The 18,216-nt window shown below is 70.7% G+C and carries 12 protein-coding genes; 3 read left to right on the top strand and 9 right to left on the bottom strand.

Translation table 11 applies throughout. The features are described from left to right. Positions 1 to 223: 223 nt before the first annotated feature. The gene (locus ACWGKT_RS46560) at positions 224 to 598 is read right to left on the bottom strand and encodes a hypothetical protein (RefSeq protein ID WP_453278513.1); all 375 of its coding nucleotides are present in this window, start codon (positions 596 to 598) and stop codon (positions 224 to 226) included. Between the two features lie 639 nt (positions 599 to 1,237). Between ACWGKT_RS46560 and ACWGKT_RS46555 the strand changes: the two genes are divergently transcribed. Further along, the gene (locus ACWGKT_RS46555; protein ID WP_067004705.1) at positions 1,238 to 1,588 is read left to right on the top strand and encodes a MerR family transcriptional regulator; all 351 of its coding nucleotides are present in this window, start codon (positions 1,238 to 1,240) and stop codon (positions 1,586 to 1,588) included. Between the two features lie 504 nt (positions 1,589 to 2,092). Here ACWGKT_RS46555 and ACWGKT_RS46550 read toward each other — a convergent pair. The 3 genes from ACWGKT_RS46550 to ACWGKT_RS46540 all read right to left on the bottom strand — a co-directional run bounded on the left by ACWGKT_RS46550 (position 2,093) and on the right by ACWGKT_RS46540 (position 6,663). Next, on the bottom strand, positions 2,093 to 4,345 hold the full coding sequence (locus tag ACWGKT_RS46550; RefSeq protein WP_453278511.1) for a hypothetical protein: 2,253 nt from the start codon (positions 4,343 to 4,345) through the stop codon (positions 2,093 to 2,095). Between the two features lie 493 nt (positions 4,346 to 4,838). Further along, complete coding sequence (locus tag ACWGKT_RS46545) at positions 4,839 to 5,876, bottom strand: endonuclease/exonuclease/phosphatase family protein (protein ID WP_453278510.1); 1,038 nt, start codon at positions 5,874 to 5,876, stop codon at positions 4,839 to 4,841. 238 nt (positions 5,877 to 6,114) lie between these two features. Beyond that, positions 6,115 to 6,663: a DUF4232 domain-containing protein gene (locus ACWGKT_RS46540; protein ID WP_453278509.1), complete on the bottom strand. Its 549-nt coding sequence runs from the start codon at positions 6,661 to 6,663 to the stop codon at positions 6,115 to 6,117. Positions 6,664 to 7,014: 351 nt separating this feature from the next. Here ACWGKT_RS46540 and ACWGKT_RS46535 point away from each other — a divergent pair, with 351 nt between their 5' ends. Next, positions 7,015 to 9,171 carry a protein kinase domain-containing protein gene (locus ACWGKT_RS46535; protein ID WP_453278508.1) on the top strand — a complete coding sequence of 719 codons (2,157 nt, stop codon included), beginning with the start codon at positions 7,015 to 7,017 and terminating at the stop codon, positions 9,169 to 9,171. On the opposite strand, the gene ACWGKT_RS46530 is transcribed toward ACWGKT_RS46535, so the two are convergent. The 5 genes from ACWGKT_RS46530 to ACWGKT_RS46510 form a co-directional block, all read right to left on the bottom strand. Further along, positions 9,164 to 10,318, bottom strand: coding sequence for a hypothetical protein (locus ACWGKT_RS46530; protein WP_356149412.1), 1,155 nt, complete (start codon positions 10,316 to 10,318; stop codon positions 9,164 to 9,166). The genes ACWGKT_RS46535 and ACWGKT_RS46530 overlap by 8 nt on opposite strands. 255 nt (positions 10,319 to 10,573) lie before the next feature. Then, positions 10,574 to 12,529, bottom strand: a complete 1,956-nt coding sequence (locus ACWGKT_RS46525; RefSeq protein WP_453278507.1) for a YncE family protein — start codon at positions 12,527 to 12,529, stop codon at positions 10,574 to 10,576. 235 nt (positions 12,530 to 12,764) lie between these two features. Further along, positions 12,765 to 13,211 (bottom strand): hypothetical protein, encoded by a 447-nt coding sequence (locus tag ACWGKT_RS46520; RefSeq protein WP_453278506.1) that lies wholly within the window; start codon positions 13,209 to 13,211, stop codon positions 12,765 to 12,767. Positions 13,212 to 13,343: 132 nt separating this feature from the next. After that, on the bottom strand, positions 13,344 to 13,598 hold the full coding sequence (locus tag ACWGKT_RS46515; RefSeq protein WP_453278505.1) for a hypothetical protein: 255 nt from the start codon (positions 13,596 to 13,598) through the stop codon (positions 13,344 to 13,346). 135 nt (positions 13,599 to 13,733) lie between these two features. Further along, a complete protein-coding gene (locus ACWGKT_RS46510) occupies positions 13,734 to 15,809 on the bottom strand; it encodes an N-acetylmuramoyl-L-alanine amidase (protein WP_453278512.1) in 2,076 nt (691 codons plus the stop codon). A gap of 626 nt (positions 15,810 to 16,435) precedes the next feature. Here ACWGKT_RS46510 and ACWGKT_RS46505 point away from each other — a divergent pair. Beyond that, entirely contained in the window at positions 16,436 to 18,076 is a 1,641-nt protein-coding gene (locus ACWGKT_RS46505) for an MFS transporter (RefSeq protein ID WP_453278504.1), read from the top strand. Positions 18,077 to 18,216: the final 140 nt, after the last annotated feature.

The raw sequence follows: 18,216 nt of genomic DNA, 5'->3' as shown, positions 1-18,216 counted from the left end.
TTTATTGGTTTTTTGTTTTTGCCCGGCCCCGCCGGGGTGCCCCGCCTTTTACTTCCCTCTCCCCCACTTGTGGGCCGGCCGGGGGGGGGGGGGCCGGGGCGCGGGGGGCCCCCCCCCCCCCGGGCGGGGGGGGGGCCCGCGCGCCCCCCCGCCCCCCCCCCCCCACCGCTGTGTCGCCGTCGGCTCGGAAAGCGCCGGCCGGGCACGGGGCGGAGGCAGCGTCTCACCGGTCGAAGTGGATGAGATCTCCTACGGTCCATGCGCTGACGTCCTTGATCGCGACTCGGTACATGCCGCCCGTCTCCGGGATGCCGAGGCTGCCCTGCAGGATCCGAGCGAGATGAAAGTGCAGATGCGTGGGCGCCTCGCCGCGCCCGGGCCCGTTCCCTCGCGGACCGCGCGCAAAGACGTCCGAGAACGGGCCGAGACGGTCCGAGTCCTTCAGGACCTCCGCCACCCGCTCCCTCCACACGGCCTCCGGAGCCAGCCGGCCGGTGATGACGGCGCCGCCGACGACCACGGTCAGCGACATCTGATTGCTTCGCTCGGACTCCACCGCGGCGGAGATGGCGACGAGCAGCTCATCAGGGTTCGACATGACAGCACAGCTTATTCGGCCCACCTGCATCAGGAACCGCCCGTGGGGCTGAAGCAGTTGCGCGCTCGGCAGGAGGCGGCTTCCGTCAACCGGTGAGGCCCGGTCGCGGCAGGCTTCTTCCTTCACCAGAAGGGTGAAATCTGCTTTTGCGTGAGTAGATTTTCGTTCCTGACATGGGTACGCTTCTTCTCGTAGGCACGGTCGACGAGACCCGCCAGACACGAACTGGCGGGTGGCTGAATACGAAGTACGCAGGTCAGTGCGGCTCTAGAGCCTCGAAGCCAGAGTGTTCCCAGAACGGTGACGAGACTGAGAGCCGCACTGGGCGGCTCGCACGTCGAGGAGCTGCCAACAGCAGTACCGGTTCACTCAGTGGTTGGTTCAGAGAGGAACGGAGGAGCAGACGCCATCAGGATCGCCCGGCCCGAGAAGCACTCGGCCCGGGTACCGCAAGACCCCGGAAATGGATGGTGGTCCCCGGTCAAGCAGCTGCGATCCCCCCGCACCCCCCTCTGCCGGGCCGGGTAGCGGAAACGGAAGGTCGGCACAGTAGTGGGCCGACGGATGGTGTTCAATTTCCTTCGGGGCCCTGGTGCCGTACGCACCAGGGCCCCTCGACGCGTTGCACAACGAGGTGACATGACATCGGACAACCCCCTGAATGATCGTCTGGACGACGACGACTACCCCGCGTACACGATGGGCCGGGCAGCCGAGATGCTCGGCGCCACCCCGGCCTTCCTCCGGGCCATCGGTGAGGCTCGCCTGATCACTCCGCTCCGCTCGGAGGGAGGACATCGCCGGTACTCCCGCTACCAACTGCGGATCGCCGCGCGCGCCCGGGAACTCGTCGACAAGGGGACTCCGATCGAGGCCGCGTGCCGCATCGTCATCCTCGAGGACCAGCTCGAGGAAGCGCAGCGCATCAACGCCGAGTACCGTCGTGCCGCCAGCGAATCGGCGGGCCGTGCCGGCTCCGACTCCGCCTGAACACGCGGGCGCGTGCCGTATCCGGAACGCCGTCTTGCGGCCGAAGGAGAGCACGGCTCGGAAAGTCGCCGGTCCGCTGCTGCCGAACCGACGCCGCCCTCGCCTCCGGGAGGCGCACCCCGCCGGAAGGGCTGTGCACTCGCCAAGAGTCCCCGGGCATGTCGACGGAGACAGCGGCGCCAAGCGCAGAGCCCGTTCGCGCAAGCGCTTCGGCCGGCGTCCTTCGACGCCGTGCCCACCGCGTGCCCATAAGAGCGGACAACCAGGGTCGCCAGCGGTACCAACCGGCCCGTGCAACGGCGCAGGCGTATTCCATCCCCGCAGGTCAGCCGCCATGCGACCGTCCAAGCGCCGTCGCTTCCCAAGCTGAGAGCGCGAGTTCGATTCTCGTCACCCGCCCCATGACGAAGGCCCAGGTCGGAGACCCGGGCCTTTTGCCGGACTGCTTTTACTCCGGTGCCATGGACCGGAGCCGGCCACCAACCGTCTCCGCGCTGCCCGGCCTCATGAGGGGCTGCCGGGGCGGACGGTGAGGTAGGTCCACCGGCTCCACACGCTGCCGGTCTGTGCGCCGTTGGCGGGCGGCGTGTAGTGGCCGCGGATGCGGTAGTGGTCGTTGCTCGCGAAGAGCTTCAGAGCCCGGCCGTAGCCGTACCAGTCGTCGGAGTACAAGGGCACGCAACTCTGCGAGGTGACCTGGTGCCAGGCCCCCGAGTGGTAGTGCTCGACATACACCGACATACAGCCGCCGGACTGATGGGGAGTGGCCTTCAGGTCGAAGCCCATGTTGACTTCGGACTTGTAGAAGACCTGGTAGGTGGTGGATCCGATGCGAGTGGTCGAGAGCGGCCACTGCATCTCCGTCCGGACCGTCGGCGTGAGGGTCGCACTGGTGGTCACCGTGCGCGAGGCGTAACGGTAGTCCCCGGCGAAGGCCGCGCTGAAGACGGTGTTGCGGGTGATCTTGTAATACGCGACAAGGTTCCCGTGCGCGTCGACCTTGCCGCTCTTGAGCTGCGTCCGCGACTTGCCGGCGGGCTGGTCGTACAGAGTCACGGAGCGGGAGTTGTACGTGGTCCCCAGATGCGCGGTGACCTTGACGGTCGCGCCGGAGTGGTACGACTTCGCGTCGGTCCCCACACTCAGGGTCGGAGTGGCTCGGGATACCTGCACCTTCGCCGACGCTGTGACCGGGAGGTAGGAGGTACCACCGTCGTAGGTGAAGGCGTACGTGTTCGCGCCGCCGACCTGCGGGGTGTCGTGGAAGGCGAAGCTGCCGTCGGCGGCGACGGGCACGGTGCCCACCGAATAGCCGGAGGGGTACGCCATGTCGGTCTTGACAACGTGGACCGCGCCGGTCGTCACATGCGCGTGCGGCCAGGTGAGGTGACCGGAGACGGTGAGCGGTGCGCCACGATCGGCGGAGGAGGGAGCGGTCAGCGCCGCGGTGGGTGCGTACTTGGCGACCGGGATGTCGAAGGACCGTCCGGCCGGTCCGTAGTGGCCGCTACCGGAGTAGGCGCCGCGGAAGCTCAGTTGACCGGTGAGGGGTGCCGTGCCGTCGACCCGGTAGGAGCCGAAGAAGCTGACCGGGCTCGCCGGGGTGGCTGTCGGGTCCGGGACGAGCACGCCGTCCGAATCGGCGTCGTCGTAGCGCGTGATGCGTACGGTGCCGGGAATCATGGATTCCCCGGAGCTGAGGCCGAGGGTCGAATCGGGCGACACCACGAACGAGTAGGCCTCGCCGGGGGCGAGCGGAGTGATCCAGCTTCCGTGGAGCGTGACCGGGGCGATTTCCGGGTTACGAGAGATGTGGAGCGTCGGTGTTCCCCCGGAGGCGTCGACGGCCACGCCGTAGGCCCGGCTCTCGTCCGGTGCCCAGGCGAGGCCGTGCGCGGCGGAGTTCAGCTCCCGGGCGTAGAAGTACTCGGTGTAGTGGCCCTCGCCCGTTTCCGGAAACGTCACGATCGCGCGGTCGCCACTGGCCATGGTCCCGTCCGGGGCCACGGCGACAGCCCGGCCGTCCACCCCCGCGGCGAACTGCCCGTCAACCGCCAGATCCGAAGTGCGGTACCGATTGGCGGTCGCGCCTTGAAATGACGGGACCGCCAGATGCAGCCCGTCCGCCGTGACCGCGAAGTCGCTCAGGTCGGGGATGGGCAGCGCCTTCGCGGCCTGCCGGGTCAGCGCACCGCCCTGGGCCTGGTATGTGACGAAGGCGGAGGTGTCGCCCGTCTGCACGGCGGCAGCGAGTACGCCGGAGGGCGTCGGGGTCGTCGCCAGCGTGGGCGCTGCTGCCCAACTGCCGGAATCCTGCCCCAAAGTGACCGTACCGGCGCCGTCGACGGATCCGATGCCGCCGACGCCCGCTGTGCCGTAGCCGAACCAGAGGGTGCCCCCAGCGACGGCCAGCGAGTCCGGATGGGTACCCGCGCCCGTGCCGTAACGAGCCGACTCGGTCAGCTTCTCCGTACTGATCGCCGCGATCGCGTCCTGGCCCGGGAGAGCCGCGTACAGCGCGGATCCGTCGTCGGAGAGGGCCAGACCGGTGGCACCTGGCTCACCACTGATCACCGTCGGGTTCCCACCGTCGAGGTCGGTGACGAGAATGCCGTCGGTGCCGGGGCCGCCGCTGATGAACAGGTGTGCGTGCGGCTCGTCCACGACCAGGTGCGAGAAGCGCGCGATCGGCAGCGGTATGTCCGACGCCGCGTACGAGTCGACCGCGCCGGGACCGATGACAGTCGTCAATCCCATGAGCAGCGCTGCGGCGGTTGGCGACGAGAATCGCGCCAGCTTCATGAAAGGCCCCCCATACAACCTTCACGATCAAGGGGCGCAACCTAGCACGGGGAAGGTCGGGCCACGACAGCGGGTGGGGCGGGCCTGGGGCCGGTTCGCGGCACAGGTGCCGTCGCTTGCCAAGCTGAGAGCGCGAGTTCGATCCTCGTCACGCGCTCCATGCGAAATCCCCAGGCCAGAGGCCCGGGGGTTCCTTGTTGTCCCGCCCGGTGGGCGGGCGCCGCACCGCTCCTTGTGGTGCTTCGCATGCTCCGTGCGCACCATGCCGTCGAGCCCGGCGACCACCTCCCGATGGAGGGTCGCCGTTCGCGGGTGCCGGCCCGGTGAGTGGCGTGCGCGGCAGCTCCCATCCTGGCAACTGGGCCCTGCAGTCCGACAGTTGATCGACCAATGTCAAGTGAGGCCGACGACGACTGGTGCACCGACCTCCGGGATTCTCGACCGAGCCCTATCGGAGGTGCAGCCCCACCACCAGGCCCGCGTGATCGGACGGCCACAGGCCCTTGGGAGTCCGGTCCCTCACCTTGTCTCCGATCAGGTGGGCGGAGGCGGCCGAAAGGTGTGCGGGCTGGTAGAAGACGTAGTCGATGCGCGCGCTGAGTTTGGACGGCAGGTTGCGCAGATCGGGGTCCTGAACGGCGGTGAATCCACCCCCGGGGCCGTGGACGGTTCGCCAAGCGTCGTCGTAGCCGCCGTTGGTGAACGTGACGTACGGTCCGGTCGCTTCGGTGGGCAGGGTGTTGAAGTCGCCAAGAGCGGTGACGGGATACGGCGACCGTGCCAGCGCGGCGTACAGCTCCCGCCCCTGGGCGTTGCGAATGGCCGGCACCCCTGGCTGCAGGTGTGTGGTGGCCACCCGCACCCGTGTCGACTTGCCCTTGAGGGCGACGTCCACCGCGGACCAGCCCCTCAGGGTGGTGAAAGTGAGTCCGAACGGGGTGGTGATCACGAGCTTCGCGGCATAGAGGTGCGCCTGCGCGTTCGTCACCGAGACTCCGTCCTGTACCAGGATCGCGTCCCGGTTCGTGAAACTCGCCTGTTCGGTGGCGCTGATCGGCAGCGTGGTGGTGCCGGTGTCGTCGACCGCGGCGGCCCGGTAGTGGAGACCCGCCCTGCGCAGCTCGCGGAGCAGGATGTCCAGGAAGTCGTAAGTGGTGTGGAGGCGACCGCCCAGCGGGCCCTTCTTCCACAGGGCCACCTCCTGCAGGCCGATGACCTCGGGGCGCTCGCTCCTGAGCAGGCGCGAGATGGCCCGGGCGCGGGAGGGGAAGTCGGTGGCGACCACCTGGTCGTAGGCGATCCCGGCTCGCGCGACGAGCTCCTGCGGAGTCTGCGCAAGGGCCAGGGGGGCGAGGTCGGCGCCCAGATAGATGTTGTACGTGGCGACCTTGAGCTGCCGCGTTCCGGCCTGAGCCGGCGCGGCCAGGCCCAGTGCCGCGGCAACCAGCCCCACGACGGCCAGAAGTGCCGCCCATCTGCGTGCCATGCGCTTCTCCTCTCACCGCCCAGGTCAGATCACGCCGTCCCGGATCCGCTCATACTGTCCTGAACAGTCCAATAACATCGCGTACTCGTATGATTACGCGGACGTGCGTGCGAGAGGCCGTGGGTGAGACAGCGCCGCTCAAAATCACCCGTAAGCGCCGCAGCTGATGGAGCGTGCGGCCCCAGGGCGGTACCTCGCCCCCGCCGCCCTCCCGAACCGGCGGCGGGAGCCAGGGCCGCTACCAGGCGAGCGCGTCCTGGGCGTTGTCCTGCCAGTAGGTGACGGTGGCGGCGCTGTTGAAGAAGATTCCGTCGTTCGGCAGCTTCAGGGTCTTCTCCTTGTTGATCGCGTTGCCGTTCCTGTCGGTGAAGAAGACGCCCAGGGTCTTCTCCTTGGCTCCGCCTTCGCCTTCGGGGGTGGACGTCGTGATGCCCGCGTACGCCGACTGGCCGGGCTTGAGCGTCACCACGGCCTGCGGCGTGGTCTCCTCGGCCCACGGCAGCGGGGCCTGGGCGTCGGCGCCGGCCCTCAGGAAGGGGGCGATGTAGGCGTAGCAGGCCTTGGTGCCGGTGTTGGTGGCCTTGAGCAGCAGGTGGTTGATCGGGCGGGACACCTCGGTGACGGTCAGCTTGGTGTTCGCCGTGGTGCAGGTGACGACCGAGGGGGCCGCCTTGGTGGTGGCGGAGGCGGTCTGCTCGGTGGCCTGGAGGCCGACGAGCGCGAGGGCCGCGGCGACGACCATGGAGGAGGCGGCCGAGCGGGAGACGAAGCGAGTGGCGATACGCATGAGTGGACTGCCTGCTTTCTCTGAATCGGGAAGATGATCTTCTGCTTGTGGGCTGTGCCGGTCGGGCTTGCGCCGGAAGTGCGGCCCGGGAACGCGGAGTTGAGCGGGTCCGCTCACCGTGTCCGGCGGGGCGCCGCGTTCGGATGACCCAAGCCTGTGCCGTGCGGCGTTCCGCCCGCCATTCCCGCCGGGAGTTCCGGGACGCTGGAACGCTCGCACCGGCTCTGAACTGCGAAGACGTGGCCTTCATGGGATGTCGAATGGGATGGATGACCCATCGCACGGCCTTCGGGGCGGCAGGCTCTACGCTGACCCCGTGAGGCAGGCAGGCGCTGGGAAGGACGATCGGCGATGACGCCCCTGAGCACCGGGGACCCGGAATCCATAGGCGGGTACACCCTTCTCGGTCGGCTCGGGACGGGCGGCATGGGAGTCGTCTACCTGGGAGTCTCCGCCTCGGGACGCCAGGTCGCGGTCAAGCTGGTGCACGCGCCGTATGCCCAGGAGGAGGAGTTCCGGACGCGCTTCAGGCAGGAGATCGCGGCAGCGCGCAGAGTCAGCGGCGCCTTCACCGCGCCTGTCGTGGACGCCGACCCGGACGCCGAGCGGCCGTGGATGGCGACGCTCTACGTGCCGGGGCTCAACCTCGCCGAAGTCGTGGAGCAGGACGGCCCGCTGAGCCGGCGGGAGCTGCGCGCGCTGGGGCTGGGGCTCACCGAGGCGCTGCGCGACATCCACCGGGCGGGCCTGGTGCACCGGGACCTCAAACCGGGCAACGTCCTGATGACCGGGGACGGCCCGCGCGTCATCGACTTCGGCATATCGCGCGCCTCCGACAACCAGAGACTCACCACGACCGGGCGGATGATCGGCACTCCGCCCTTCATGTCGCCGGAACAACTGGCCTCTCCCCGAGACGTCACCCCGGCCTCGGACGTGTTCTCGCTGGGGTCGCTGCTGGTGTTCGCGGCCGTCGGCACGGGACCGTTCGACGCCGACAGCCCGTACATCACCGGCTATCAGGTGGTGTTCGGGACGCCGGACCTCGACGGGGTGCCCGAGGCGCTCCTCGGCATCGTCGAGCGCTGCCTGGACAAGGACCCGGCCGCACGGCCGGATCTGACGGACGTACACCGCATGCTCCAGGCCCTGCCGGAATCCGACGCCACCGCCGCACCGAAGACCGGGCGGTCCGCGAAACCCCGGCGCCGCCCCACTTCTCGGACCGCGGCCACCACCTCCACGGGCGCCGCGACCGGCACCGACAAGCGACGCCGAGCCCGGCTGCTGCTCACCGGCCTCGGCGCGGCGCTGGCCGTCACGGGACTGGGTGTCGGGGTGGGTGTCTTCGGGTCCGATCCGGACGGCACCCCCGCCTCCGGGACCGCTGTCTCCGACGCCACGGCCACCGCCCGTACCGCGTCACTGCCCGCCGGCTGGCGGCCGTGGCAGAAGGAGCTGCGGTACGACGTGAAGGGTATTCCTCTCGACTACGACAGCCCCGGATGCGTGGCGAAGGCGAGCGCCCTGTTCTGCGGCGGTACGGGCTTCACGGCCGCCAGGATCGACGCGGCCTCCGGCCGCACCCTGTGGCGGACCGGCACCCGCCCGCAGGGGGTGCAGCCGATCGGCGTTCGCGACGGGCTGGTCTACATGTACGAGGAACCGGACGACAGGACCAGGCGCCTGGTGGCCCTCGACGTCGGTAACGGGCACCGGCGGTGGCAGCGCGACATCAGCCCGTCCGAGGACGCGGTCCTGTACGACGGCGGACTGCTGACCCTGTCTCCCGACGACTCGTCGTTCGTGGCTTACGGGTCGTCCGGCAAGGAACTGTGGCGGGCGGCCTCGCTGGACGAGTACTGCACTCCGTCGGCGCCGGGAGGCGTCCCCTACGCCCTGTGCTCGAAGGCCACCGAGCCCGGCCAGGCCCCGGTCGAGCTGATGAGGCTCGGACCCGGCAGCCTGACCGAGACCGCCACACTGCCCAAGAAGGCGCTGGCGCTCGGCGCGGTCGGCGGACAGCCCCTGTTCCTCGCCCCGCAGACGGCGAAGGACGTGTACGACGCCGGGTACGAACGGCCGTACAACGCGCTGCTGCGGGTGGCCTCGGAAACCGGGCAGGTCAGACGGATACCGCTGGCACATGCGCTGACCGGCGCGGCCACCCTGGTGGACGGCGTCGTCTACTTCGTCCGGTCCGACGGGTCGGTCACCGCGGTGTCGGCGGACAGCGGCAGACAGCTCTGGCAGCGGGTGACGGACGTGGAGAGCCTGTCCGCGCCCGCGGTGTCGGCGGCGTACAAGCGGGTCTATTTCTCCAACCGCTTCGGCCGTCTGCTGGCACTGGACAGCCGCACCGGAGCGGAGGCCTGGCGCACGTCCGCACTGGACGACCCCGGGGACAAGACGCAGGCCTACCCGCCGCGGATCCTGCTCGTCAAGGACGCGATCATGGCGATGGCCGGCGACACGGCCTTCTCCCGGAGCCCGGACGGGCCTACCTGACACGGGTGACCTGATCGGCCCCTACCCGCCTACCGCGGGAACGGGGGTGTCGCCGACGCCGGTCCCGTACCGGCCAGAGCAGGACGTACGCGGTGGAGGCGATGACGAAGCCCAGGCGGATCAGGCCGCGGGCCGCGTCGCCGGGAACGACGAAGACCGTGCCGTACAGGGTGATCAGGCCGATCCAGCTCCACCACGGCACCAGGCGCCGCTGTCCGATCACGTCCCACAGCAGTGTGCCCAGCAGGACGGAGGCGGTGTAGTACGTGTAGACGCTGGGGTCCAGGGCGATCCGGGCGTTGGCGCCGAGCAGGACGACGGCGGGCCAGCGGCCTCGCCAGACCGCGACGCAACCCAGCGCCAGCCCCAGCGCGGCCTGAGCGGGCCGGTCCCAGGGAGGGGTCCGCGGATCGTCGACGCCGAGCCAGTGCAGCGCGGACGCGGGCTGGTTGGGGATGGTGAACTCGGCCGCGGTCAACGACTGCGGGGCACTGAGGAGGAACGGCAGCCAGGCGAGCGCGACCAGAGCCGCGCACCACAGACCCGCGCGCAGCCACTGCTTCCTCGGCAGTGCGAGCAGCAGCGGCAGGAAGGCGAGCGCGGTCGGTTTGGAGTCCATGGCCAGGGCCAGGAAGACGCCCGTCATAGCGGGGTTGCCGCGGGTGAGAGCGCATACGGCAAGGGCGGTGAAGAACAGTGCCAGTACGTCGTCGAGGTGGCCGAAGCGGACGGCGACCTCGATCCACATCGGGATGAAGGCCAGGCCCGCGATCAGCACCCGCTGCCGCAGTCGCTGGTGATTGGTGCCCGTGCCCAGGAGATGCCAGGCGGCGCTGCGTCCGGCCACCACCAGGATCAGCAGACCGAGCAGGGACATCACAGCGGCGGCCAGGAACTGCCCGTCCGACTCGGGAAGAGGGTTGAACAGGCCCGCCGCCAGGAAGCTGACGGGACCCATCTGGAGTTCGGGGTGGTGGGCGTACAGATTCAGACCGCCGTCCGCCCTGCCCGAGCCCGCGTAGAGCAACTCCCCACCCGTACGCAGGTAGTGCCAGGAGAACCCACCGTGCGGCTGGACCACGGCGAACCAGAGGGCTGTCCAGGCGGCAAGCAGCACCAGGTGTAACCGCTGGCTGATGGCCGACACGCTGTCTCACTTTCGGTTCTCGTCGCCTCGCTCGGTTCCCCCCACGTCATGCGCCCCTCTTAGAGATGGCCGGAAAGCAGGGCAGGTTCTCGGTGTGAGGTAAGAAGCGGCCGCATGGTCCGCGGAGCCGGACAGGCCGGGTGGCGCGAGAACGCGGCCGGAATCGGCGGGAGTTGCTGCGGAGCGACGAAGAACCCCCAGGCCACAGGCCCGGGGGTTCTTCGTCGTCCAGCCCGGCGATGCGGAGGCGGGGCCTCAGCTCGTGAAGGTGAAGTACTTCCAGGTGCCGTACGTCGTCGTGTTCACGCTGTCGCCCGAGCCGCTGATGTACGAGTCGCGGACCCGGAAGCGGTAGCCGGTGGGCGGGGTGCCCGTGAGCGTGACGACGGACTTGCCCGCGGAGTCGAGCGCGAAGTACTGCTTCGCCGTGGTCTGCCAGATACCGCCGGCGTAGACCTGGATCTGCAGCAGCTGCTTGCGGCCCGGGTACGGCGTCATCGTGGTCGTGACGACCGGATCCTTGGACTGGTGGAAGTAGTAATAGGTGTGGCTCCACGCGTACTTGGTCTTGTAGGCGCCGCCGAGCGCCGTGGAGGTCTTCACCCGCGCGCCGACCGTGCTCGTCGTCGTCTTCGGCGCGTAGCGCGCGTCGCCCGCGAACTTCGCCGTGAGCACGGTCTTCCGCTTCAGGGTGAGGGTGACCGAGAGGTTGCCGCTGGAGTTGACCGTGCCGGACTTCACCAGGGTGTTGGGCTTGTCGCCGCCGTACGGGTTGGCCCAGATCTCGACCGTGCGGTTCTTGTAGGTCGTGCCGAGGTGCGCCGTGAACGTGACGGACTTGGCGTAGTCGTACACCTTGCCGTTGTTGTTCAGCGTCAGTGCGGGGGCGGCGCGCGAGACGTCGACGGTGTCCGAGGCCGTCGCCGCGGTGTGCGTGGTGTCACCGGCGTACGTCACCGTGTACTTCACCTTGCCGCCGGCCGGCGGGGTGTCCGTGAAGGAGTACGCGCCGCCCGTGCCGAGGGGCTTGGTGCCGAGGGACTTGCCGTTCGGCGAGTCCAGGTCGGTGCGGGTGACCTGCAGCGGGGTGCCCGCGGGCAGCGCCAGGTTCGCGGTCAGCTTGCCCTTGACGGTGAGGGACTTGGCGCGGGTGGCCTTCGACGGGGCGTCGGCCGTCAGGGTGGGGGCGTACTTGCGGGGCGCGTCGACGGTCTGGAACTGCATGGAATCGCTGGAGCCGGTCAGCACGAACAACTGCGAGCCGTCGGGCGACCAGTTGGTGGAGTGTCCGCCCCCGGGCATCCAGGTGTGCGACAGGTTGCGGATGCTGGTCGGCTGGGCGGGGTCGGTGCCGAAGACATAGGTGTCGCCGACGTCGTCGGTGTCGAGGACGGTGGCCGCGACCGTGCCGTCCGGGGCGACACTGACCGTCTCCGGTTCCGAAACGGTCGGGAAGGTGCGCACCTCGGACAGGTCGGAGAGGCGGTACTCGGTGAGTGCCCGCGTCCCGGGGCCGGCGACGACGACGTTCTGGCCGTCCGCAGTGAGGGCGGCGTCGTGGTAGAAACCGCCCTTCTCGGCGGAGACGCGGATCGCCGGGGTGCCGGAGGAGATGTCGTAGACGACGATCGGGCCGGAGCTGATGTTCGCGTCGAGCGCGAGCAGCGTGCCGGGGTTGTCGGGGTCGGCATAGAGCTTGGGCGGGCTGGAGAAGTCGTGGCCGGCCGCCAGGTCGAGGGTGACCGTGGGCGTCTCGGCGGTCAGGTCGACCTCGCCGAGCCCGGAGTCCCACTGGTCGCCGTAGCCGAACCACAGCTTGCCGTCGGCGTAGGCGAGCCGGGAGGGGATCGTCTGGTCGCCCGTCGGGTACTCGGCGCTCTGCGTGAGCTGCGCGGTGTCGATGGCGACGATCTTGTCGGCGCCGGGGACCGCGGCGTACAGCGTGCCGGAGTCCGGGCTCAGCTCCAGGTCGCGGACCTGGGACAGGCCGGTGAGCTTGGTGACGACCTTGCCGGTGAAGTCGGTGACGACGATCTGGTTGTCGTAGCTGTCACTGATGAAGACCCGCTGGTGGACGCCGTCCACCACGGTGTCGGACACGCCCCACACCGGTATGGACGTGCTGGAGTCGGCGGACGCCGGTGCGGCGAGCACCACCGAGCTGAACAGGGCCGCCAGGGCAGCGGCGGCCGGAAGAGTGCGCAGGCGCACGGTGTCGAACCTCCCGGAACGAAGGTGAGCGCAAGTGGGTGCCACCCGTGCGTACGGTGTGTACGAACCCGTGGGCCGTGTGTGGCGAGTGAGCGAAGACTAGGTGATGTTGCGGATAACCACAGCACGGGGGTCCCTCCGCCATCCACGGTCTTCCGACCTCGCCCTCCCCGGTCTTCCGACTCGACCGTTCCCGGTATTCCGACTCCGCCGTTCCCGGTATTCCGACTCGCCCTCAGGTCCTCCGGGACGCGTCACAGAGGTCGAGGGTCTTGGTGAACGGCCTGCGGAGCACCACGGACACAGGCCCTGTGTCGTCCTTGGCGTACCGGGCCAGTTCGGCGCGAGCGGCGTCCGTGTCCTCGCGGGGATCCCGCCTCGCGAGGAGAGCCTCCAGGGCGCGCCCGGTGGCCTCGGCGACCGGGAGCAGACATGTCCGGGCCCGGGAGAGAACCGGGGTGGGCCCATCGCGTACGGAGTAGAACTCGGCCTCGACGGCCAGGGCCACGAGATGGGTCGCCGCGTGGACGGCGCGGCCGATCCTCTCGCCCAGTTCGGTCACCTCGTTCCGGTGACGCCGCCGCAGCGGATTGAACCGCATGGCCTTCTCGGACGGGTCCACCGAGCCGATGGCGCCCTGGCCTTCGGCCGTGTATCCGTACCAGCCCCGGCCGCCCGCCACGGCGACGGAGGCCGAGGCGCTGGCGGTGCCGGTGGACCAGCGGGCGGACTCGGTGAGCGTCGGCGGACAGCGCCAGACCGGTGGCGCCCGGCTCGTCGGCGAGGGTGCTGACGGGGGTGCCGTCCAGGTCGGTCACCGGGATGCCGGTCGAGCGGGGCCCTGACTGAAGAAGAGGTGCTGGTGCGCGGCGTCGACCAGCAGGTGCGAGTAGTGGGACAGCGGCAGAGCCGCCGTGCTGTCGGCCAGGGCGACGGAGCCGGTGAGGCCGACGGTGGCGGTGGTCAGCCCGGCGACGAGCGATATGGCCGCCGTGAGCGAGACCCGCTTGAGGCGCATGGCGCCCCCGAGGAAGGCCGAACAAGCAACGAGGACGATAGCGCCCGCCACCGACACGGTGGTCGGCGCGGGTGCCGTTCGCGTCCGCCGGACGGCCCTCGGTCCGGGGGAAGCAAGCAGGACGCCGGCCCTCCCGGTGGTTCACGGACCGGGGAGGCCGGCGTCCGGCTGGGGTCGGGCAGGGAGCTACTTGAGGTAGACGAGGCCGTCCGTGGTGACCGTGGGACGGCCCGTGGTGCCGACCACGACGATCTTGACGGTGTGCTTGGCGCTGGTGGACCAGGTCTTGGTCCACAGGGCCTGGCGGTACTGGGTGGTGGCGGACTTCAGGTCGACGGTGCTCACCTTGGTGCCGTCGACGTAGACGTACGCCTGGCCGGAGGTGGTGGCGCGGGAGACCACCCAGGCGGCGGAGCGGCCCGTGAAGGTCCAGGTGAGGCTCGCGCCCTTCGAGCCGCTGGAGTACGAGGCGCCGCCGAGGTAGCTGCTGGAGGAACGGCTGGTCCAGGTACCGGTCTTGACGGCCGCGCTCTCCTGGAGGATCACCGGTGTGAAGACGGGCGAGGACGTGCGGTAGTTGCCGGCGACGTCATAGGCGCGCAGCGACCAGGTCGTGGCCGCACCGGACTTGGCGGTGACGGCGGCGCTCGTGGCGGTCGGGCCGTACGTCGCCGTGGTCGGGGCCAGCAGCTTCACGGAGCCGAGCACCGTGTTGTCGGTGGCCTTCCAGCCGAGCGTGGCCGGGACGGCGGTGGTGTTGACGGTGCCGGTGCGCAGGGAGAGCGTCGGGGCGGTGGTGAAGGTCGGTGCGGTGGTCTCCGCCACGACGGTCAGCGCGGCGCTCGTCGCGGTCTTGCCGGACTGGTGTACGGCCCGCACGGCGACGGTGTGGCTGCCCAGCGGCAGGGTGGTGCCGGCGGACGTGGCGCTGCCCGGGGCTGTGGCCACGGACTTGCCGTCGACCAGCAGCTCGAACTTGGAGATCAGCGCGGCCGGCGTGGTGGCCGTCCAGTGCAGCGTGACGGCGCCCTTGGTGTAGTACGTCGAGCCCGACAGGCCCGCGCCGCCGACCGAGGTGGTCTTCAGGCCCTGGACCGGACCGGCCGCCCAGGCGCGGATGGTGGGCAGCTGGGCGTAGAGGGAGTCACCGGGGCACTGGGTGTTGTAGCCGTCGCGGTGGCCGGAGATCCGCTGGAAGGGGTAGCTGCTGCCGGAGGTGAAGCTGGTGCCGGCGTAGTTCTTCTGCGTGGCGCCCGCCGTGAGCTGGGTGGTCCCGGTGGGGGCGACGCCGTACTGGCCGAGCTTCCAGGCGGCGACGCGGGCGATGGCGGCCAGCGTGGCGTTGGGGGCGCTGGTGGTGGTGTAGTCGCCGAGGACGGCGATGCCGGCGGCCTCCCGGTTCCAGCCGTAGGTGTGGGCGCCGAGCACCGGCAGGTCGACCCCGCCCTTGCGGCCCTCGAAGACGGTGCCGCACTTGTCGACGAGGAAGTTGTAGCCGATGTCCTTCCAGCCGTTGACCTGCACGTGGTACGCGTAGATGCCCCGGACGATCGACGCCGAGTCCGCGCACGCGTAGTCGTTGGCGCCGTCGGTGTGGTGGACGAAGACGGCCTTGACGTCCGTGTTGTACTCCGGCGCGTCGGGGCTGATCGACTCGTCGGCGCCCCAGCCGGCGCGCGAGGTGATGGGCGGTTCGGGCACGGTCGACGGCGGCGCGGTGGGCACGGTGGCCGAGGCGCTCGCCGACGGGGACGAGGACGCCGGCGCCGACTCCGACGCGGATGCCGTGTCGGAGGGGGTGGCCGCCGGTGTGCTGTCGGTCGGGGCCGGGGGCTCGGTGCTCTGGCCGTCCGTCGGCGCGACGGTGGTGCCGTCGGTCGGTGCGGCGGAGTCGGAGGGCGTGTCGGTCGCGGCGCCGGGGCCGGTCTCGGCGGCGAAGGCGGCCGGTTCGGTGCCGCCGTCCGTATGCGCGGCCTCGGCGTCGGTCACCACGCCCGGGTCGACCAGGTTGACCTCAAGGCCCTTGGGCAGCGGGCCGGTGCTGCCGTTCTTGCGGACGACCTGCGCCTGGACGCCGTCGGAGGGGCCGACCCACAGCGGTTCGGAGGAACCGCGCACACCGGCGTCCGGGTGCTCCAGCGGGTCGACGTTCACTTCGAGGTCCCGCCAGTCGCCCCACGCGCCGGTGTCCAGGGCGCGGGTGCGCACCTGCGCCGTCCCGCCGAGCCGCTTGGTGGCGCCCGTCCAGGAGACGCCGAGCATCGAGAACTGCTCGGTGTCCGTGCGGGGCAGGTCCCGTCTGTCGCTCGCGGTGCCCTTCAGTGTGAGGTCGTAGACCTTCACCGGCCGCTTGGGCCGGCCCGCCGCGCCGGAGTCGTGGGAGGGGTCGGCGAGCGCGTAGCTCGCCAGTCCCCCACCGCCCAGGACCACCGCGCCGAGCGTCAGCCACGCCCGGCGCTTGAGGCTCAACGGTCTGTACGCATGCGCCGTTCGACGACTCACGGCGTTTCCACCCCCACAGAGGGCCCGGTAAGGCCACGGAAGAAGTCACAGGAGGCGCACCCGTCACAGAGGTACGCCCTTGATCCCAGCGCAGACCGTCCGACGATCATCACGGGGAGAGGGAAGGTGTGACGCAGGCCACTACCGGTGGGTAGGGGTGTATGCCGCGCCCGCCCGGGCGCCCCGCCGCACCCACCCCGACCGTCCGGGGGTTTCACCCGGGCTGGGGAACGAGGGCCGGGAGAGGCGGGGCGGGACGGTGGGGTTCGGATGACACCATGCACGGCAACGGCCGTGTCCGACACGGCATCCGGCGCGGCGTCAGCCCTGTCCGACGCGGCGTCGGACACGGCACCTGACACGCCCTACGGCCCGGGAGTCCCAGCATGAGCGCCACCTCGCCGAGCGGGAGCCCCGAGCGGCCCGCGAGTCCCGGTTCGGCGTGGGCTCCGCTCGTCTCGCCGGTCTTCCGGGCCCTGTGGATCGCGCAGTTCGTGTCCCATGTCGGCACCTGGATGCAGACCGTCGGCGCCCAGTGGCTGCTGCTCGGGCACGGGGCGACGCTGGTCACCCTCGTCCAGACGGCCTCCAGCCTGCCCGTGGTCCTGCTGGCCCTGCCCTCCGGCGTGCTCGCGGACCGCTTCGACCGGGGCGGGCTGCTCATCGTCGCGCAGCTCACCATGGCCGGCGTGGCCGCGGTGCTGGCCGCGCTGGCCTTCGCCGCCGCGCTCTCCCCCGTGGTCCTGCTCGTGCTGACCTTCCTACTGGGATGCGGCACCGCGCTCATGGGCCCGGCCTGGCAGGCGATCCAGCCCGAACTCGTCGACCGCGCCCAGCTCGGAGAGGCCTCCGCCCTGGGCGCGGTCAACATGAACCTGGCCCGCGCCATCGGGCCGGCCATCGGCGGTGTGCTGGTCGCCGCGGCCGGCGCGGGCTGGACCTTCGCCTTCAACGCCGTCTCGTACGTGGGCATCGTGGCCGTCCTGCTGCTGTGGCGCCGTCCGCCGGTCGCGCCCGTGCCGGCCGCCGAGCGTGAGCGGTTCCTGACCGCGCTGCTCGCGGCCCGCCGGTACGTGTGGAACGCGCCCGGCATCCGCCGCGTCCTCCTGCGCACCGCGCTGTTCATACCGGGCGCCGCCGCCGTGTGGTCCCTGCTGCCGCTGGTCGCAGGTGATGCGCTCGGCCTCGGTTCCGGCGGATACGGCCTGCTGCTGGCCGCCGTCGGTCTCGGCGCGGTCAGCGGCGCCTTCCTGCTGCCGCGTCTTCGCGAACTGCTGGGGGCCAACGGCATCCTGGCGGCCGGCGCGGCCGCCTTCGCCGTGGCCCTCGTCGTCCTGGCCACGGTCCACGTCACCTGGGTCGTCGCGCTCGCGCTGCTGCCCGCCGGACTGGCCTGGATCGGCGTCCTGTCCACGCTGAGCGCGGCGACCCAGACGCGGCTGCCGGGCTGGGTGCGGGCCCGCGGGCTGGCCGTCTATCTGCTGGTCTTCCAGGGCTGCCAAGCCCTCGCCGCACCGCTGTGGGGCGGGCTGGCGCAGTGGCTGGGCCTCACGGTCGCGCTGCTGATCGCCGCGGGGCTGCTCGGCCTCGCCGCCGCCAGCGTCCGGCCGTGGCCGCTGTACGACGCCGCCCGCATCGACCCCACACCGTCCGACCACTGGCCCGCACCGCCGCTGGTCTTCGAACCGGGCCCGGCCGACGGCCCCGTGCTGGTCTCCGTCGTCTACCGGGTCGCCCCCGGCAACCGCCCGGCCTTCGCCGACGCCATGCGGCACGTCGCCCGCTCCCGGCGCCGTACCGGAGCCCTCACCTGGGGCATGTACGAGGACGGCAACGAACCCGGCCGCTACATCGAGAACTACCTCGTCGGCTCCTGGGCGGAGCACCTCGCGCAGCACCACACGCGATTGACCGCCACCGACCGCCACTCCGAGGAGCGGGCCCGCGCCCTGCTCCTGCCCGGCACCGATGCCGAGGTCACGCACGCCTTCGACGTGTGCACCGGGCCCATCACCCACACCGGTTGAGGGCCGAGCGGGGCCCGCGGGGGGGCCCCCACGGGCCCCCCCCCGCCGCGGGGGGGGCCGCCCCCGGCCGCAAAAAAAAAAAAGACCGGGTACCCGGGAATGGGGGGTTAAATTGGGGGGAGGGCCCGCCACGGAAAAAG

Source organism: Streptomyces sp. NPDC054794, assembly GCF_053611585.1.
The sequence above is the reverse complement of the archived record's forward strand: the minus strand, read 5'-3'. Positions and strand labels throughout refer to the sequence as shown.